The sequence below is a fragment of the Hydrogenophaga sp. L99 genome (assembly GCF_058731905.1).
This window is the reverse complement of the sequence record NZ_CM178972.1, coordinates 417,600-434,074: the sequence shown is the minus strand read 5'-3', so window position 1 is coordinate 434,074 and position 16,475 is coordinate 417,600. Positions and strand designations below refer to the sequence as shown.

Sequence of the window (16,475 nt, the reverse complement as noted above, 5' to 3'; positions counted from 1 at the left end):
GGATGGGGGCAAGCGCACCACGGGGAGGGATGCGTACCGAGCAGAGGGGAAGCCCCCCAGGGCGCCGTCGGGCCGGCTTTGCCGGACGGCCAGTGCCGCCCCCTTGAGGGGGTCGCGCGCAGCGCGGCGGGGGGGAGTCAATCAAGCGAATACTCCATGGAGAAACCACGCTGGCGCCTCGTCCAACCGCGTCTGAAACACCCACAACACCCCCGCGTGTGCCGACTGCGCCACCCAGTAGTCGCGCACCACGTTGCGTATCTGCCCCACGGACTCGTCGCGGTCCCACCAGCCGCCCTCGACCCGCTGCGGGCCGGCGAGCAATTGAAGTTCACCCTGGTAATAAGGCCGGTGGGCGCGCACCAGCAGCTTGATCGGCGCCGCCAAGATGAAGCCGGGCTGCGGCAGCCCGTTGCCCGCCACGGGCTTGCGGGGCAAGGGTTCGGGTGCCGTTTGCCAGCGGCACATCCATTCGGGGCGATGGTCTTCACACAGCACCGGGCGCAGCACGCGCTGCGGCCCCAGGCGAGCGGCCAGGCGTTCCAGCACCAGGTGCAGCGGCTCGCGGCCTTCGGCTTCGTCGGGCAGCCACGAAGCGCTTTTTTCTTCCAGCGGCACCACGGCGTCGGCCACCAGTTCCAAGTCGCCCACCGGGGCCAGCAGCTCCACCCGGGCCAGGTGTTCGGCGAGCAGGCGGCAGAGGTGATCAAGCTGGCGTGTGGGCTCGGCGGTGCGTATGGTGATGCTGCCGCCCTCGCCTGCGGACTTGGCGCGCATGGCGTCGTGCGCCCAGCGGAGGGTGAAGGCGGTGGTGCCGCTGTGGCGCGCGGCCAGCCAGCCGCACAGCGAAAGCAGCAGGCGGCGCGCGCCAAACAGCAGGGCCGGCGCGTCGTCCACCCGAAACATCAGCTCCAGGCGCTGCGCAAAGTGCTCGGGCAGCTCGATCCAGGCATGCACTTCAGGCGCTCTGCCGTAAGCCCGGTCGAGCGCGGCGAGCAACTGTTTGTCAAACCGGCGGGCCACACCGCCGCGCGGCAGCCGCCGCACGTCGCCCAGGGTGCTGCAGCCGATGTGCGACAGCGTGAGGCGGTGCGGGCGCACGGCACTGAGCGTGTCCATGGGCAGGGCGTCCAGCAGGGCGTCCAGCGGCTGTTGCAGGCCGTTTTCAACCCCGGCGCGTGCCAGCGCCAGCGCGGCCAGGCTGTTGGGCGCCCAGGCCAGCTGGCCCACACCCAGTTCGGCGCCTTCGGCTTGCACGCGCTCGCGCAGCGCGCGCTGGCCCCCAAACAGGCGCACGCTCGCCGCCAGCTCCATGACCACGGCTTCGTCAGCGACAGCAACGCGGGGCGTGAATTGAAGCGCCCAGAGTGCCAGCGTCTGCAGCGCCGCGTCAGTGGGCAAGGCGGTGTCGTCGGGCGCTGGGAGCCGGAGCGCTGACCACAACATGGTCGACCTTTGGGGTGGGGGTAGGCGCAGCGTCCCGGGGCTGGTCGCTGGGCAGCAACGCGCTGGGCTGTTTCAGGCGCGGCGTCAAAATGGTCTGCAGGCCACCGGGCACAGACGGCAAATGCAGCGTGCTGCCCAGTGGCGGGCCTTTGCGCTTGAACACCTCGACCCGCAAGGCCCAGTCAGGCCCCACGCGGGCCAGCAGGCGCAGCGGCGCGGCCGACGACTCTTGTGCCGCCGAGGCAGACCGGCACAGAAACACTGGGCCGGCACAGCCCGCCGCCAGCACCTGCAAGCGGCGCACCTGCTCGGCCCGCACCTGCGGCAGCCAAGCAATGACGGCACCGAAGGCGTTGGCCCTGACCAGCTGCTCGGTGGCCCACAGGCGCTCGGCCGGCGTCTCGGTTTGCACCCAGACCAGCTGGCGCTCGCTGATGCCTTCCCAGCGCAAACCGGGCGGGTGCGGCGGACGCGGCGGGCCCACCAGCACCACACTGCGCCCAGCGGCGCACACCTGACGCAGCAGCGGCCCCAGCAGCCGCCATTCCAGCATGCCGCTTTGCGGCGCCAGAATTTCGGTGACGGTATGGCAGGGCCAGCCACCGCCGGGCAACACCGCGTCCAGCGCAGCAAAGCCGCTGGACAGGGTGGCGGCCACAGGCGCGCCCAACTGGTCACCGCGCCACAGCGCTGCGGCCACAGCAGCAGGCAGGCCGCTGGCGAGCGCACCCGGGGCTGGCACCGGGTGGGGCGCGTTGTGGACCGGCGAGGCCAAAGGGACGGTGGCGGGTTGCATGTTGACGTTAAATACTGTTTATGCGTACAGTATATGAAAGCATTGAAGCTGTCCAGTAAAGCCCGGCGCCGTGCACGCCGCATCGACACCCGCGCAAAGCCCAGCCATATCAAGCCCATGGAACTATTCAATTAGCACTCACTCATAGAGAGTGCTAATATTTATGAAAGCCAACCTGAGGAGGGTTCTTCACATGTCCGTATCACTTGCTCCCGCCGCCTTGCCCACCGCCACCCTGGCCGTGGCCAGCCCTTGGGCCAGCCGCTCGCTCACGATGCCGCCGCTGGGCAACTTGGATGCCTATATTTCTGCGGTCAACCGCATGCCGCTGCTGACGCTGGAAGAGGAACAGGGCGCCGCCCGGCGCCTGCGCGACCACAACGACCTGGACGCTGCGGGCCAGCTGGTGATGTCGCACCTGCGGCTGGTGGTGTCGATTGCCCGCCAGTACCTGGGCTATGGCCTGCCGCACGGCGACCTGATCCAGGAAGGCAACGTGGGTCTGATGAAGGCCGTGAAACGCTTCGACCCCGACCAGGGCGTGCGCCTGGTGAGCTACGCCATGCACTGGATCAAGGCCGAGATCCACGAATACATCCTGAAAAACTGGCGCATGGTGAAGCTGGCTACCACCAAGGCGCAGCGCAAGCTGTTTTTTAACCTGCGCTCGCGCAAGCAGGGCTTTCGTGCCGATGCGCTGGACGGTGACACGCACCGCGATGTGCTGTCGGACACCGAGGTGGGCGTGATGGCGCGTGAACTGAAGGTGAAGCCGGAAGAAGTGCGCGAGATGGAAACCCGCCTGTCGGGTGGCGACGTGGTGCTGGACCCCGGCCCGAGCGACGACGGCGAAGACAGCTTCGGCCCCATTGCCTACCTGGCTGATGCCACCCACGAGCCCACGGCGGTGCTGGAGTCGGCCGAGCGCGACGCCCTGGCCACCGAAGGCGTGGCGCACGCCATGAGCGAGCTGGACGAACGCTCACGCCGCATCGTGACCGAGCGCTGGCTCAAGGTGAACGACGACGGCTCAGGCGGCATGACGCTGCACGAGCTGGCGGCCGAATACGGCGTGAGCGCCGAGCGGGTGCGCCAGATTGAGGTGGCGGCCATGAAAAAAATGCGCAAGGCACTGGCCGAGTTCGCCTGACGCCTCTGAGGCGCTCAAATTCAAAAGCCCCGGCGGATGGATTCGCTGGGGCTTTTTGCTGTATTGGCCAGACTCAGCCACTCAGGCGCTGAACCGTCGGTTTTGTCCGAGGAACGGAGGCCGGTGCAAGCCAAAATGGCTGATGCCTATCTTTTTCAGCTCCCCACCCATCAGCTTCAGGGCCATGCGGCGGCACTGGTGCCAGCTTCTCAGCTTGTTGGTGTGGGTTGGGCTGATGGCTTTGGGCACGCCCCATGCGCAGGCCACCAGCGCGCCCAGCAGCCTGACGCTGCCCACGGTGGTGCTGGACAGCGCGCAAAAAGTGTGCCCCTGGCCCAGCGTAGCCTTTTCTGGGTGGACCCCAGCGGCCAGCTGACCGCACCCGAGGTGGCCCAAAGCCAGGCGAGCCTGCCGTTTGCGGTGCGCAGCCCCAAGCACCGCTTGCTCATCGGCCCACAAGCGGCGCTCTGGGTGCGGTTTGACGCCTGGGTGCAAGACACCGGCTCGCACTGGGAACTGGAGCTGACGCATTCGGGCACAGACCGCATCAGCTTGTATTACCAGCACCCCGACGGCAGCTGGCACGCGCAGCACGCGGGCGACAGCTTGGCCGTGCGCGACTGGGCTTCGCCCGACCGCTACCCGGTGTTTGCACTCGATACGCGGGCCGATGCCCCCGTAACCTACTGGGTGCGCATTCAACATGCCCGGGTGCCGTTCTCGGGCGAGCTGTTTGTGCACCGCCACAGCGCGCTGCGCGAAATGCGCATTCAACAGCAGTTCATGCTGGGTGCCTATTTCGGCATGGCTTTTTTGCTGACGGTGGTGGCGGTGGCCAATGCCCTGGTGTTTCGCGACCTGAGTTTTGGCAGCTACGCGGTCTACATCTCGGTGCTGGGCCTGGCGCTGGCTGCTTCGCTGGGGGTGGGCGGACAGTTTCTGTGGCCCCATTCCGCCCACTGGAACGGCATGGCCGAATTTGTGCTGCTGCCCCTGGTGGCGGTGGTGGGCTTGCTGTTTGTGCGCCATGTGGTGCAGCCCCGGCGCATCGGGCAAGGCCTTGACCGGCTTTCCCTTACCCTGGCGGGCCTGCTGGTGTTGCTGACGGCTTGGGATGTAGTCAGGCCCTCCGCCTGGACGCTGCAAGCCATTACCGCCACCGGCGCGCTGACCATGGTGTTGGTGTACGCCATGCTCTGGACCGCCTGGCGCACGGGCGACCGCTGGGTGCGGTGGATTGCACTGGGCATTTTGCCGGTGCTGGTGGCCGGCACAGTGCCGATTTTGCGCAATTTCGGCCTGATGTCGTCGGGCTTCCTGTCGCAATACGGCATGGTGATCGCCGCCGCCATTGAAGCGCCGCTGCTGATCTATGGCTTGCTGCAACGGTCGTCCATGCAGCACGAGGCACAGACCCGCGCCAAGGCCCTTGCGCTGACCGAGCCGCTCACCGGCCTGACCAACCGCCACAACGGCATGCTGCGCCTGCACGACAGCCTGGTGCGGGCCCAGCGCTACAAGCACCAAACGGCGCTGCTGCTGATCGACCTGGACAACCACACCGGTTTTGAACAAGAACACGGCCGGGAAGTGGCCGACCGCGCCCTGGTGCTCACCGGCTCGCTGCTGCGCTCGGTGGCGCGCGACGTGGACACCGCTGCCCGGGTGGACAACCGCAGCTTCATGCTGTTGATGGAAGGCCCTGTGCGGGCCGCGCAAGCGGTGGCAGCCGCCACCAGCATCGTGGCGGGGGGTCTGCGCCCGTCGTCGCAGTTGCCCGTGGGCGCCACCCTGCGTTTTAAAGTGGTGCTGGCCCTGCTGCCGGCAGAGGGCCAAGACCTGCAACAAGACGCACAAGCCCACCTGGACTGGCTGCGCAACAGCCTGGACGAACTGCGCAACGACAAGCGCAAGAGCATCCAGACGCTGAATTTTTGATCACGACTCTCTTCTGAGCGCCGGAAACAAAATCACGTCGCGGATGCTGGGGCTGTCGGTCAGCAGCATCATCAAACGGTCAATGCCAATGCCGCAGCCGCCGGCCGGGGGCATGCCGTATTCGAGCGCGCGGATGAAATCGGCGTCGTAATACATGGCCTCTTCGTCGCCGCCGTCCTTGGCCGACACCTGGGCGTGAAAGCGCGCGGCCTGGTCTTCGGCGTCGTTCAGCTCAGAAAACGCGTTGCCAAACTCGCGCCCGGTGATGTAAAGCTCAAAGCGCTCAGTCACTTCGGGACGGTCGTCGTTGGCGCGCGCCAGCGGCGAGATTTCGGTGGGGTGCTCCATGATGAAGGTCGGGTTCCAGAGCTTCTCTTCCACCGTCTCTTCAAAGTACAGCACCTGCAAACTGGCCAGGCTGCGCGTGCTGAGCTGGTGCTTGGCTTCGGTCATGCCCAGCTTGCGCAGCGCCGGTATCAGCCACTCGGCGCTATCCACACCCTCGCCCGCCTCGGTGTATTTCAAGATCGCTTCGCGGATCGTAAGGCGCTCAAACGGCGAGTACACGTCCACCGGCTTGCCGTTGTAGGTCAGCGGCGTGTCGCCGTGCACCTGCTGCACCACGTGGCGGATCAGCTGCTCGTTGAAGTCCATCAGGTCGTGGTAGTTCCAATACGCCGCGTAGAACTCCATCATGGTGAACTCGGGGTTGTGGCGCACCGAGATACCTTCGTTGCGGAAGTTGCGGTTGATCTCGAACACGCGGTCAAAACCGCCCACCAGCAGGCGCTTCAGGTACAGCTCGGGCGCGATGCGCAAAAACATTTCCTGGTCGAGCGCGTTGTGGTGCGTCTTGAACGGCTTGGCGTTGGCACCGCCGGGAATGGGGTGCAGCATCGGCGTTTCCACTTCCAGAAAGCCGTGGCTGACCATGTATTCGCGGATGCTGGACAGGGCCTGGCTGCGCGTGATGAAACGCTTGCGGGCGCTCTCGTCGGTCATCAGGTCCACATAGCGCTGGCGGTACTTGATTTCCTGGTCGTGAATGCCGTGAAACTTGTCGGGCAACGGACGCAGGCTCTTGGTGATCAGGCGGATCTTGTCGGCGTGGATGGTCAGCTCGCCGGTGCGGGTTTTGAACAGCAGGCCCTCGGCCGCCACGATGTCGCCCAGGTCCCAGTGCTTGAACGCGTTGTGCAGCTCTTCGCCCACGCTGTCGTTGTTCAGGTAGATCTGGATGCGACCACCCGACGGGCCAAACGACGCATCTTGCAGTGTGGCAAAACTGGCCTTGCCCATCACCCGCTTGAGCATCATGCGACCGGCCACACTGGCGCGCGAGGGGTTGGCCTCCAGGCCTTCCTTGGTGGCTTCGCTGTGCAGGGCAAACAGCTCGGCGGCTTTGTCCGACGGCTTGAAGTCGTTCGGAAATGCCACGCCCTTGCCTTGCTGCTGCGCCTCGCGCATGGCCTTGAGCTTTTCGCGGCGCTCGACGATCAACTGGTTGTCATCAAACGCGGGGTGGGCACCGGTCACAGGGGTGTCGGCGGCAGGGCTGTTGGGTGTGGCTTGGGACATAAAAAGAGCAGGTGGGTAGCCCAGCGGGCAGATCGGGGCGCGCCTGCGGTACCCAGGGGCACCCGGGCAGGCTTCACGCAAAACTTCACATTTTAGTTCTCTGGCTTGGCAATGCCCTCTTTTTGAAAGGAGGGAGCCACACGACATACGTCACACCCAACACCCAGGGTTTGAACCACCGGGGCATGTTTCACGAAACGGGCGCACAGACTCACTTATAGTGAGCGCCGGCCAGCCCTAGCAAGCAAAAGTCGCAAGCAAAGTGCCGCGGCCACCCACCCGGCGAGTGCCTGCCGGATCTTTCACACCCTTCACACGCCAGGCCATCAGCCCACAAGGGGTTGCACTGGAACAGCCGAACCGATCCACTCTGCCATGCGCATCTTGATCACAGGCGCCAACGGATTCGTTGGCCGCAGCGCAAGCGCCTCTTTTTTGGCAGCCGGGCACGAAGTGGTCGCGCAACAGCGCACGGCGGTGGCGCCCTCGTCCACTGAGCAGCCGTGGCTTCAACAGCTGCAGTCCGACCTGAGCGACAGCAGCGCTCTCAGGGCGGCCATGCGCGGGTGTGATGCGATCGTGCATACCGCTGCACGCGTGCACAGGCTCGACGACCAAGACCCATCGCCCCTGGCCGCCTACCGCCGCACCAACACCGACCTGACCGTGCAGTTGGCCACCATGGCGGCGCAATGTGGCGTGAAGCGGTTTGTTTTCCTCAGCTCCATCAAGGTCCATGGCGAGTGGACTGCGCCAGGGCACGCCTTTCAGGCCGATGACCCCGCCTGCGCCACAGACGCTTACGCCATCAGCAAACAGGAAGCCGAGGACGGTCTGCGACAGGTCGCCAGGCAGACGGGCCTGGAGGTCGTGATCGTGCGGCCACCCCTGGTGTACGGGCCTGGTGTGAAGGCCAATTTTTTGCGCATGATGGCCTGGGTTGACCGCGGCATTCCACTGCCCCTGGGTGCCATCAACAACCGCCGCAGCCTGGTGGGGCTGAGCAACCTGACCCACTTTCTGGAGCTGTGTGCAAGACACCCCGCCGCAGGCAACCAGACGTTTCTGGTCAGCGACGGCGCAGACGTTTCTACAACCCATTTGCTGCGCGCCATTGGCCACGCCCTTGGGCGCCCAGCCCGGCTGGTGCCCATCCCGCAACCATGGCTTGAAAACAGTTTGCGCTGGATAGGGCAAGGTGCTCTGGCGCAACGACTCTGTGCCGACCTGGCTGTGGATATCGAAAAAAATCGCCAGTGGCTGCACTGGACACCACTGATGAGCCTGGAGGAAGAACTTCAACGCACCGCTCAGGCGTACAAGTCACACCGAGCAGCACACCATGCAGCGCTGGCATCGACGGAACGAACATGAAAAGAGCGATGGATCTGTTGCTGGCCTGCGCAGCCTTGTTCCTGCTGGCCATTCCCATGGCCCTGGTCGCGCTGCTGGTCAAGTTGACCGCACCCGGACCCGCCCTCTATTGGTCTGACCGGGTGGGACGAGACAACCGGATTTTTCGAATGCCCAAGTTCCGCAGCATGCGGACCGACACACCCGCGGTCGCCACCCACCTGCTTGAAAACCCCCGCCAATACCTCACACCCATCGGACATTTTTTGCGCAGAAGCAGCCTGGACGAACTGCCTCAGCTGTGGAACATCTTCAAGGGTGACATGAGCTTTGTAGGCCCCAGGCCCGCCCTGTTCAACCAGCACGACCTGATCGCACTGCGCACCGAGGCCCAGGTGCACACGCTGCGCCCGGGCCTGACGGGCTGGGCGCAGGTGAACGGGCGCGACGAACTGCCCATTCCCGACAAAGTGAAACTGGATGCCGAATACCGACAGCGCCAGTCGCTCTGGTTCGACCTGCGGATTCTCTGGCTCACCGCAGCACAGGTGTGGCGAGGCTCGGGCGTGTCGCATTGAAGCGTCGCTCTGGCGGCAACTTCGCACCACCGATCGAGTCTTGAGCCCCCTTGCGGTGAGCCCCGGCGCCCCAGGCTGTACACCAAACGTACACTCCAACCCATGAAAGAAGACGCCCTGCCGTCCCCCACCCGCCAGGCTGCGACGCAAAGCCTGGTGACCTTGCCGCGCACCGCCAAACGCCTGCTGGTGGTGGCGCTGGATGTGTGCCTGTGCATGATCACCGCATGGCTGTCGATCTGCCTGCGGTTCGAGGCCTGGGTGTCGCTGGACGACTACCAGTGGCTGGCGGTGGGCGCCTCGCCTGTGCTGGCGGTGCCCCTGCTGGCGGCGTTCGGCCTGTACAGCTCGGTGTTCCGCTTCGCCGGGCGCGAATCACTGCGTGCCCTGGTGGGCGCCATCGCGATCTACGCCGCGCTCTACGCCACGCTGTTCACGGTGATCGGTTTCCCGCTGGTGCCGCGCACCATCGGCCTGCTGCAGCCGGCGCTGCTGCTGCTGTGCGTGGGGGCCACGCGTTTCCTCGCGGGTGAACTGCTCAGCGAGACGCCTGCACCAGCGCGCTCGCCAGCCGCCCGCGTGCCGGTATTCATCTACGGCGCGGGCGATACCGGGCGCCAGCTCGCCGAATCGCTCGCCCGGACCAGCATGCGCGTGGTGGGCTTTCTAGACGACAACCCAAGCCTGCAGGGCGGGCGCATCATGGGCCAGCTGGTCTACAACCCGGCGGCGATCGAAGCCCAGGTGCAGATCCACGGCGTGCGCGACGTGCTGCTGGCGCTGCCCTCGGTATCGCGGGCACGCCGTACCGAGATCGTGAAACTGCTCAACCGCGCCCGCGTCGGGGTGCGCACCCTGCCCCGGCTGGCCGATCTGGCCCACCGCCGGGTAGACGCCGACCAGCTGCGCGAGGTGTCGCTGGAAGACCTGCTGGGGCGCGACCCGGTGCCACCAGACGCCCAACTGATGGCCCGCAACATCACCGGCAAGACCGTCATGGTCACCGGCGCGGGCGGCTCCATTGGCAGCGAACTGTGCCGCCAGATCGTGGCGCAGCACCCAGCGCAGCTGGTGCTCGTCGAACTCAACGAATATGCGCTGTACGCGGTTGTGGAAGACCTGGAAGGCCTGCGGCAGGCCGCCGACGACAAAACCACCACGCTGCAGCTGACTCCCTTGCTCGCCGATGTGCGCGATGAAAACCGCATGACCGAGCTGATGCAGACGCACCGGCCCGACACCGTGTACCACGCGGCAGCGTACAAGCATGTGCCCCTGGTGGAAGACAACCCGGTGGCCGCCATTCGCAACAATGTGCTGGGCACGCTGAATGTGGCCCGGGCCGCCTTGCGCGCCGGGGTTCAGGACGTGGTGCTCATCAGCACCGACAAAGCCGTGCGCCCCACCAACGTGATGGGGGCCACCAAACGACTGGCTGAAATGGTGGTGCAGGCACTGGCTCGCGAAGGGCTGTCCACAGGCGCCCCCACGCGCTTTTCCATGGTTCGCTTTGGCAACGTGCTCGGCTCTTCGGGCAGCGTGATCCCCAAGTTCCGGCAACAGATCCAGGGTGGCGGGCCGGTCACGGTGACCCATCCCGACATCACGCGCTATTTCATGACCATTCCCGAAGCAGCCCAGCTGGTGATTCAGGCCGCCGCCATGTCGGCCGATTCGGCCGAGCCGGGCCCTGTCTACCTGCTCGACATGGGCGACCCGGTGCGCATTCAGGACCTGGCACGCCTCATGGTCCATCTCTCGGGCTTCACGGTGCGGGATGCAGACAATCCCGAAGGCGACATCGAGCTGGCATTCACCGGCCTGCGGCCTGGCGAGAAACTGTTTGAAGAACTGCTCATCAGCAGCGACGCCCAGCCCACCCGGCATCCCAAGGTCTGCCGTGCGCACGAAGCCTGGCTGAACTGGAACGACCTGGAGCCGGTGCTCAACGAATTGCGCCAACTGTCCGACACCACCCCGGGCGCCGAGGTTCGGCGGGTGCTGAGGCGCCATGTGCCCGACTACCAGCCCCCCACGCCCACGGCCTTTCCCGCATGAGCGCCACCAGCAGCCTGCCACCGGATGGTCCGCCATCCCTCATGGGCACCACCCCCGCCGGGGTGTGCGCCATCGTCGTGACCTACCAGCCCGATCTGACCGTGCTCACACGCCTGGTCGACGCGCTGGCGCCGCAAGTCGAGCAGATCGTGGTGGTGGACAACGGTTCCCGTGCCGACCTGGAAGCCTGGGCCGCGCCCCTGGCGTCCAGCCTCCGGCTCAGCCTGCGGCGGCTGGGGCAGAACCTGGGCATTGCGGCCGCACAGAACGTGGGCATTGCGCTGGCAGACCGGGCACGCTGCGGCCACGCAATCCTGTTTGACCAGGACAGCTGCCCCGCGCCCGACATGGTGGCCCGCCTGTTGCAGGTGGTGATCGAACGCACACAGCGGGGTGAACAGGTGGCATCGGTCGGTCCCCGCTTCGTCGACGACCGGCTCGACAATCCGCCCCCGTTCATCCGTATCAACGGTCTGCGCTACCAACGCCAGGCCTGCTCCTCAGCGGACGCGGTGGTGGCTGTGGACTACCTCGTGGCCTCGGGCTGCCTCATGCCCCTGGCCGTGCTTGATGCCGTGGGCGGCATGCGCGAAGAGCTGTTCATTGACTACGTGGACATCGAATGGGGCTTGCGCGCCGGGGCGATGGGCCTGGCCAGCTACGGGGTGTGTGCGGCCCACATGCACCACAGCCTGGGCGACCAGCCGATTGCCTTTCGCGGCCGCCACTACCCGACCCGCCAGGCGCTGCGGCATTACTACATGTTCCGCAACGCCATCTGGATGTACCGCCAGCCGGGCCTGCCCCTGAACTGGAAGCTGGCCGATGGCTGGCGCCTGTTGCTGAAGTACGGCTTTTACCTGCTGTTTGACAAGCCACGCCTGCCCTCCTGGCGCATGATTCACCGTGGCCTGCTCGACGGTCTGTTGCGACGAACCGGACCATTTCATGCCTGACCACACCGCGCCCCTCGGCGCCGGCCATGACACTTACGCCACATCCACACGGGCCGACATCCTGCCGCTGGTGGACCGGCGCTACCCCCATGTTCTCGACGTGGGCTGCTCAGCCGGCAATACCGGCGCCCTGCTGAAAGCGCGCGGGCTTTGCGAACGCGTCACCGGTATCGAGCCGTTTGCCGCCACCGCCACCCTGGCCCGCCACAAGCTCGATCATGTGATCGAAAAACCCGTGGAGGCTGCGCTCAACGACATACCCGACCTGTCCGTGGACTGCATCCTGTGCCTGGATGTGCTGGAACACCTGGTCGACCCCTGGGCGACCGTGGAGCGCCTGAGCACCAAGCTCAAGCCGGGTGGCGCCTTCATCACCAGCGTGCCCAACGTGCGCCATGTGCAGGTGCTGTTCAACCTGCTGGTGCGGGGGCGGTTCCGCTACACCGACAGCGGTATTCTGGACCGCACACACCTGCGCTTCTTCACGCGCGAATCGGCCCTGGCGCTCATGCAGACCCAAAGCCTTGCCATCGAGCAGAGCAGCGGCCTGCTCGGGCCTCTGTCCAAGGGGCTGAACACCGCGTCGCTGGGCCTCTTCAAGAACCTGCTGATCGGCCAGTACCTGATGCGTTCGCGCAAAGCTGCGTGACCACCAGCCACACCACGCCAAGCACCCGCCATGATGAAGACCCGGATCAAATACGCCGTGCGGCAGTTGTTGCCAAGAAGCTGGCTGCAACCTCTGCTGCGGCTGAAGTACCGGGGCCGCCAACTGCCCCGCGCGGCCGACTATGTGCAGGCGCTCAAGGGTCAGTGCGGAATTGAAATTGGCGGGCCCAGCCTGGCCTTCCAGGTTTTCATTCCGCTCTACCCCGAGCTTGCAGGTCTCGACGGCGTCAACTTTTCAGAACAGACGACCTGGGAAGGGCACATCACCGAAGCGCGGCCCTTCCGTTATGGCAAGGACCGGGTGGGAAAACAGTGGATCGCCGAAGCGTCGAGCCTGCCGGCGCTTGGCAACGAACGCTACGACTTCGTGATCTCGTCCAACTGCCTGGAACACGTGGCCAATCCGATCAAGGCGCTGGAAGAATGGCTGAGGATCGTGCGCCCCGGTGGCCACCTGTTGCTGGTGCTGCCCAACCAGGCGTCGAATTTTGACCACCGCCGGCCGGTGACGCGCTTTGAGCACCTGCTGGAAGACCACCGCCAAGGCGTCGGCGAAGACGACCTTACGCACCTGCCCGAAATCCTGGCTCTGCACGACGGCTCGCGGGACGCTGGTTCGCCCTCGCCCGAAGCCTTCCGAGAGCGCAGCCTCAAAAACCACGAAAACCGCTGCCTGCACCACCATGTATTCGACCCCGAACTCATGGTCACCTTGTGCCGGCACCTGCAACTGGAACTGGTCCGAAGCGACAGCTCGGCCAGCGACCATTTCATACTGGCCCGCAAGCCGGTGTCAACAGGACCGCAGCCGTGAGCGTGACACCCAATTGTCCGCTGAGCATCTCCATCGTGAGCCACGGCCAGGGTGCGCTGGTGGCCGACCTGCTGCAAGATCTCCAGCAACCGATGGACGTCGACTTCGAGTTGCTGATCACCCTCAACATTCCGGAAGACGAAGGCTTTCTGGCGCCCCTGTTGCGCAGCGGCCGAAGCGTGCGGGTGATCCGCAACCTGACGCCCAAGGGCTTTGGCGCAAACCATAACGCAGCCTTTCTACACGCCCGGGGTGATTGCTTTGCGGTGGTCAACCCGGATGTGCGTCTGGTCGATGGTCACCTGCAAGCATTGCTGAGCCTGGCGCAACAGCCTGCTACCGGCGTGTGCGCGCCCTGCGCCTCTTTCTCCAGCGGCGCGCCAGCGCCCATAGCGCGGCGCTTCCCCACCGCCGCGTATCTGGTACGCAAGCTGCTGCGCCGTGACCACCAGGCCGACTACCCCGTGTTCACGGCGCCTGCGGTGGTCGACTGGGTGTCGGGCATGTTCATGGTGTTTCCCCGCGCAGCATTTGAGGCGGTGGGCGGTTTTGATGAACGCTACTTCATGTATTACGAGGACGCCGACCTGTGCCGCCGTCTGGGGCAGGCCGGCCTGTCGTGCCGGGTTCAGCCGGCCTGTCGCATCGTGCACGACGGCCAGTACGCCAGCCGACGCAACCTGCGGCACCTGTACTGGCACCTCAGCAGCGCCCTGCGTTTTCTGAGCGGCAGCCGCCCGCGATGACCTCCGATTCCATCGGGCACATGCCAACATGACCCTGGCTCGGCACACCCTGGTGAATTACGTCAGCCATGCCTACGTGGCCCTGGCAGGGCTGCTCGGGCTGGTGGCCTACGTGCGCTTTGTCGACGCCGAAACCTATGGACTGATCGCGTTCTACGGGGTGCTGCAGACCTGGTTCATGTTGCTCGACCTTGGCCTCGGTGCCACGCTGGCCCGCGAAACAGCCCGGCACCGGGCGGGCGGCCTTGATCCGGCTGCGCTCGCGCGGCTCGTGCGCCGGGTGCAACAGGTGCTGGTGGCCGTGGGCGCTGCGGGCCTGCTGGCCGTGGTGTTGGCCTCAGGCTTCATCACGCACCAATGGCTGAAGATCGAATCGCTGGACCTGGCTTCCACCCGCTGGGCGCTGCAGCTCATGGCGGGCTCGCTGATGCTGCGTTTTGTCTCCGTGGCCTACCGCAGCGTGCTCACCGGCACCGAAGACTTCGTCCGTCTCGGCGTTCTCAACATCGTTTTTGCCAGCTTGCGTTTCCTGGTGGTCATTCCGTTGTTCATGTACGTGGGCACCGATGCGTTGCACTTCTTTGCCTACCAGCTGGGCGTTGCCGTGCTGGAAGTGCTGGTGATGCGTCGCCATGCCGGCCAGTCGCTCGCTGCGGTGCTGCCCGCAGTTCAGAAACCCTCACACAAGCGCACCGCGCCGGCCCCATTCATCACACGCGAACTCTGGCGTTTCGCTGCAGCGGCCGGCGCCACGGCGGCGCTCTGGATCGCCGTCACTCAAGTCGACCGCCTGATCCTCTCGCTGCTGCTGCCACTGGCTCAGTTCGGGTACTTCAGCCTCGCGGTGCTGGTGGCCAGTTCGTTGTTCGTGGCCAGCACGCCCATCAACACCGTGCTGCTCTCGCGTCTGTCCGTGCTGCAGGCGGCCCGCAATGTCACCGAGGTGCACCGCCTCTACCGCATGGGCACGCAGCTCATGGCGGTCGTGTGCCTGCCGGTGGCCGGGATGCTGTGGGTGCTGGCGGGTCCCACACTGTGGCTGCTCACGGGCAACCGCGAACTGGCGCTGGCAGCCGAGTCCGTGCTGGCGTTTTATGCCATCGGGAACGCCTGCCTGCTGTTCGCCATGTGCCCCTATTTGCTGCTCTATGCCCGGGGACAAATGGGCCTGCATGTCGCGGGCCAATTGTTGCTGCTGGCTGCCCTGGCCCCTGCCATGTTCTGGGCGGCGCGCCAGGGTGGTATCGACCACACCGGGCCCGTGTGGATGACCTGCAATGCCTTGTACCTGCTGTTGTGGGTGCCGGTGATGCACCAGCGCCACTGGCCGGGCATGCACCGGCAATGGCTCACCCGTGACATCGCCCCCATTGCACTGCCGGTGGTGGCCATCAGCGCCCTGTGGCCGCTGCTGGTGGCGCCGCCGCCAGACCGCGTGTCTGCCGCGCTCCAGATCGGGACGCTGGGCTCGCTGCTTGTGCTCACCGCCACACTCGCCAGCCCGGTGCTGCGCAGGTGGTTACTGGCGCTGCTACAGCGTCGAAGGGCGCATTGAATCAAGAAAAAGGCCCGCGATGCGGGCCTTTTCTCTGTCTCTGATCGGGGTTCAATGCCCCAGATAAGCTTCTTTCACCTTCGGGTCGGTCAGCAAATCTTTGCCCGCTCCTGTCATGGTGATCTCACCCGAATCCATCACGTAGCCGCGGTCGGCAATCTGCAAGGCGCGCTGGGCGTTTTGTTCCACCAGCAGCACCGTCACGCCCTGGGCTGACACGTCGCGCACCACTTCAAAGATCTTGTCCACCATGATGGGTGACAGGCCCATGGAAGGCTCGTCCAGCAACAACACCTTGGGCTGACTCATCAGCGCACGCGCCATGGCCAGCATTTGCTGTTCGCCACCGCTCATGGTGCCGGCGAGCTGGTCTTTGCGTTCACGCAGACGCGGAAAAATGCCAAACATGCGCTCAATATCGTTGGCAATACCCGCCTTGTCGGTGCGGATGTAGGCGCCCATTTGCAGGTTTTCGGTGATGGTCATGCGGGTGAACACGCCACGGCCCTCCGGCACCATGGCCAGGCCCTGTTTCACCAAGTCCCAGGCGCCTTTGCCTTTGATACTTTTGCCCAGGTACTCAATGTCGCCGGCTTCAAACGCCAGCGAACCGGTGACCGCCTTCATGGTGGTGGTTTTGCCGGCACCGTTGGAGCCGATGAGCGAAATCAGTTCGCCCTCGCGCACCTCCAGGTCGATGCCCTTGACCGCCTTGATGCCACCGTAAGCGACCTTCAGGCCACTGACTTTGAGAAGTGTGTTCGCCATGTCGTAATTCCTTTTGTGTTCCTTTAGCGGGCGCGAAATGCTTCAACCCAGAACATCGCGGAACCGGCTT

Annotated in this window: 14 protein-coding genes; 10 read left to right on the top strand and 4 right to left on the bottom strand. The window is 65.3% G+C overall.

Annotated features, from left to right (window positions below):
• Window positions 1-141: 141 nt before the first annotated feature.
• Window positions 142-1,446, bottom strand: coding sequence for a Y-family DNA polymerase (locus tag AC4QBL_RS01995; protein WP_472899937.1), 1,305 nt, complete (start codon window positions 1,444-1,446; stop codon window positions 142-144).
• A complete protein-coding gene (gene imuA / locus AC4QBL_RS01990; RefSeq protein WP_472899936.1) occupies window positions 1,391-2,242 on the bottom strand; it encodes a translesion DNA synthesis-associated protein ImuA in 852 nt (283 codons plus the stop codon). The genes AC4QBL_RS01995 and imuA overlap by 56 nt, the downstream gene beginning before the upstream one ends.
• Window positions 2,243-2,435: 193 nt before the next feature.
• On the opposite strand from imuA, the gene rpoH reads away from it, so the two are divergent.
• Window positions 2,436-3,392 carry an RNA polymerase sigma factor RpoH gene (gene rpoH / locus AC4QBL_RS01985; protein ID WP_472899935.1) on the top strand — a complete coding sequence of 319 codons (957 nt, stop codon included), beginning with the start codon at window positions 2,436-2,438 and terminating at the stop codon, window positions 3,390-3,392.
• Between the two features lie 324 nt (window positions 3,393-3,716).
• The gene (locus tag AC4QBL_RS01980; RefSeq protein WP_472908187.1) at window positions 3,717-5,330 is read left to right on the top strand and encodes a sensor domain-containing diguanylate cyclase; all 1,614 of its coding nucleotides are present in this window, start codon (window positions 3,717-3,719) and stop codon (window positions 5,328-5,330) included.
• Here the strand turns inward: AC4QBL_RS01980 and lysS are convergent, their stop codons facing one another.
• The gene (gene lysS / locus AC4QBL_RS01975; RefSeq protein ID WP_472908188.1) at window positions 5,331-6,908 is read right to left on the bottom strand and encodes a lysine--tRNA ligase; all 1,578 of its coding nucleotides are present in this window, start codon (window positions 6,906-6,908) and stop codon (window positions 5,331-5,333) included.
• Window positions 6,909-7,283: 375 nt separating this feature from the next.
• Here lysS and AC4QBL_RS01970 point away from each other — a divergent pair, with 375 nt between their 5' ends.
• The 8 genes from AC4QBL_RS01970 to AC4QBL_RS01935 all read left to right on the top strand — a co-directional run bounded on the left by AC4QBL_RS01970 (window position 7,284) and on the right by AC4QBL_RS01935 (window position 15,637).
• Window positions 7,284-8,282 (top strand): UDP-glucose 4-epimerase family protein, encoded by a 999-nt coding sequence (locus AC4QBL_RS01970; RefSeq protein WP_472908189.1) that lies wholly within the window; start codon window positions 7,284-7,286, stop codon window positions 8,280-8,282.
• Complete coding sequence (locus AC4QBL_RS01965) at window positions 8,279-8,839, top strand: sugar transferase (protein ID WP_472899931.1); 561 nt, start codon at window positions 8,279-8,281, stop codon at window positions 8,837-8,839. Before AC4QBL_RS01970 ends, AC4QBL_RS01965 begins: the two co-directional genes overlap by 4 nt.
• A 102-nt stretch (window positions 8,840-8,941) precedes the next feature.
• Window positions 8,942-10,897 carry a polysaccharide biosynthesis protein gene (locus AC4QBL_RS01960; RefSeq protein WP_472908190.1) on the top strand — a complete coding sequence of 652 codons (1,956 nt, stop codon included), beginning with the start codon at window positions 8,942-8,944 and terminating at the stop codon, window positions 10,895-10,897.
• On the top strand, window positions 10,894-11,853 hold the full coding sequence (locus AC4QBL_RS01955; RefSeq protein ID WP_472908191.1) for a glycosyltransferase family 2 protein: 960 nt from the start codon (window positions 10,894-10,896) through the stop codon (window positions 11,851-11,853). Before AC4QBL_RS01960 ends, AC4QBL_RS01955 begins: the two co-directional genes overlap by 4 nt.
• Complete coding sequence (locus tag AC4QBL_RS01950) at window positions 11,846-12,502, top strand: class I SAM-dependent methyltransferase (RefSeq protein WP_472908192.1); 657 nt, start codon at window positions 11,846-11,848, stop codon at window positions 12,500-12,502. The genes AC4QBL_RS01955 and AC4QBL_RS01950 overlap by 8 nt, the downstream gene beginning before the upstream one ends.
• A gap of 30 nt (window positions 12,503-12,532) precedes the next feature.
• On the top strand, window positions 12,533-13,336 hold the full coding sequence (locus AC4QBL_RS01945; protein ID WP_472908193.1) for a methyltransferase domain-containing protein: 804 nt from the start codon (window positions 12,533-12,535) through the stop codon (window positions 13,334-13,336).
• The gene (locus AC4QBL_RS01940; RefSeq protein WP_472908194.1) at window positions 13,333-14,082 is read left to right on the top strand and encodes a glycosyltransferase family 2 protein; all 750 of its coding nucleotides are present in this window, start codon (window positions 13,333-13,335) and stop codon (window positions 14,080-14,082) included. Before AC4QBL_RS01945 ends, AC4QBL_RS01940 begins: the two co-directional genes overlap by 4 nt.
• A 28-nt stretch (window positions 14,083-14,110) precedes the next feature.
• Window positions 14,111-15,637, top strand: a complete 1,527-nt coding sequence (locus AC4QBL_RS01935; protein WP_472908195.1) for an oligosaccharide flippase family protein — start codon at window positions 14,111-14,113, stop codon at window positions 15,635-15,637.
• A 51-nt stretch (window positions 15,638-15,688) separates the two neighbouring features.
• Here AC4QBL_RS01935 and AC4QBL_RS01930 read toward each other — a convergent pair whose 3' ends face one another.
• Window positions 15,689-16,405, bottom strand: coding sequence for an ABC transporter ATP-binding protein (locus AC4QBL_RS01930; protein ID WP_472899924.1), 717 nt, complete (start codon window positions 16,403-16,405; stop codon window positions 15,689-15,691).
• Window positions 16,406-16,475: the final 70 nt, after the last annotated feature.

What these genes read in the sequence shown, in the direction of transcription:
- AC4QBL_RS01995 (WP_472899937.1), bottom strand. Translation starts at nt 1,446, where the DNA reads ATGTTGTGGTCAGCGCTCCGGCTCCCAGCGCCCGACGACACCGCCTTG.
- imuA (WP_472899936.1), bottom strand. Translation starts at nt 2,242, where the DNA reads ATGCAACCCGCCACCGTCCCTTTGGCCTCGCCGGTCCACAACGCGCCC.
- rpoH (WP_472899935.1), top strand. Translation starts at nt 2,436, where the DNA reads ATGTCCGTATCACTTGCTCCCGCCGCCTTGCCCACCGCCACCCTGGCC.
- lysS (WP_472908188.1), bottom strand. Translation starts at nt 6,908, where the DNA reads ATGTCCCAAGCCACACCCAACAGCCCTGCCGCCGACACCCCTGTGACC.
- AC4QBL_RS01970 (WP_472908189.1), top strand. Translation starts at nt 7,284, where the DNA reads ATGCGCATCTTGATCACAGGCGCCAACGGATTCGTTGGCCGCAGCGCA.
- AC4QBL_RS01965 (WP_472899931.1), top strand. Translation starts at nt 8,279, where the DNA reads ATGAAAAGAGCGATGGATCTGTTGCTGGCCTGCGCAGCCTTGTTCCTG.
- AC4QBL_RS01960 (WP_472908190.1), top strand. Translation starts at nt 8,942, where the DNA reads ATGAAAGAAGACGCCCTGCCGTCCCCCACCCGCCAGGCTGCGACGCAA.
- AC4QBL_RS01955 (WP_472908191.1), top strand. Translation starts at nt 10,894, where the DNA reads ATGAGCGCCACCAGCAGCCTGCCACCGGATGGTCCGCCATCCCTCATG.
- AC4QBL_RS01950 (WP_472908192.1), top strand. Translation starts at nt 11,846, where the DNA reads ATGCCTGACCACACCGCGCCCCTCGGCGCCGGCCATGACACTTACGCC.
- AC4QBL_RS01945 (WP_472908193.1), top strand. Translation starts at nt 12,533, where the DNA reads ATGATGAAGACCCGGATCAAATACGCCGTGCGGCAGTTGTTGCCAAGA.
- AC4QBL_RS01935 (WP_472908195.1), top strand. Translation starts at nt 14,111, where the DNA reads ATGACCCTGGCTCGGCACACCCTGGTGAATTACGTCAGCCATGCCTAC.
- AC4QBL_RS01930 (WP_472899924.1), bottom strand. Translation starts at nt 16,405, where the DNA reads ATGGCGAACACACTTCTCAAAGTCAGTGGCCTGAAGGTCGCTTACGGT.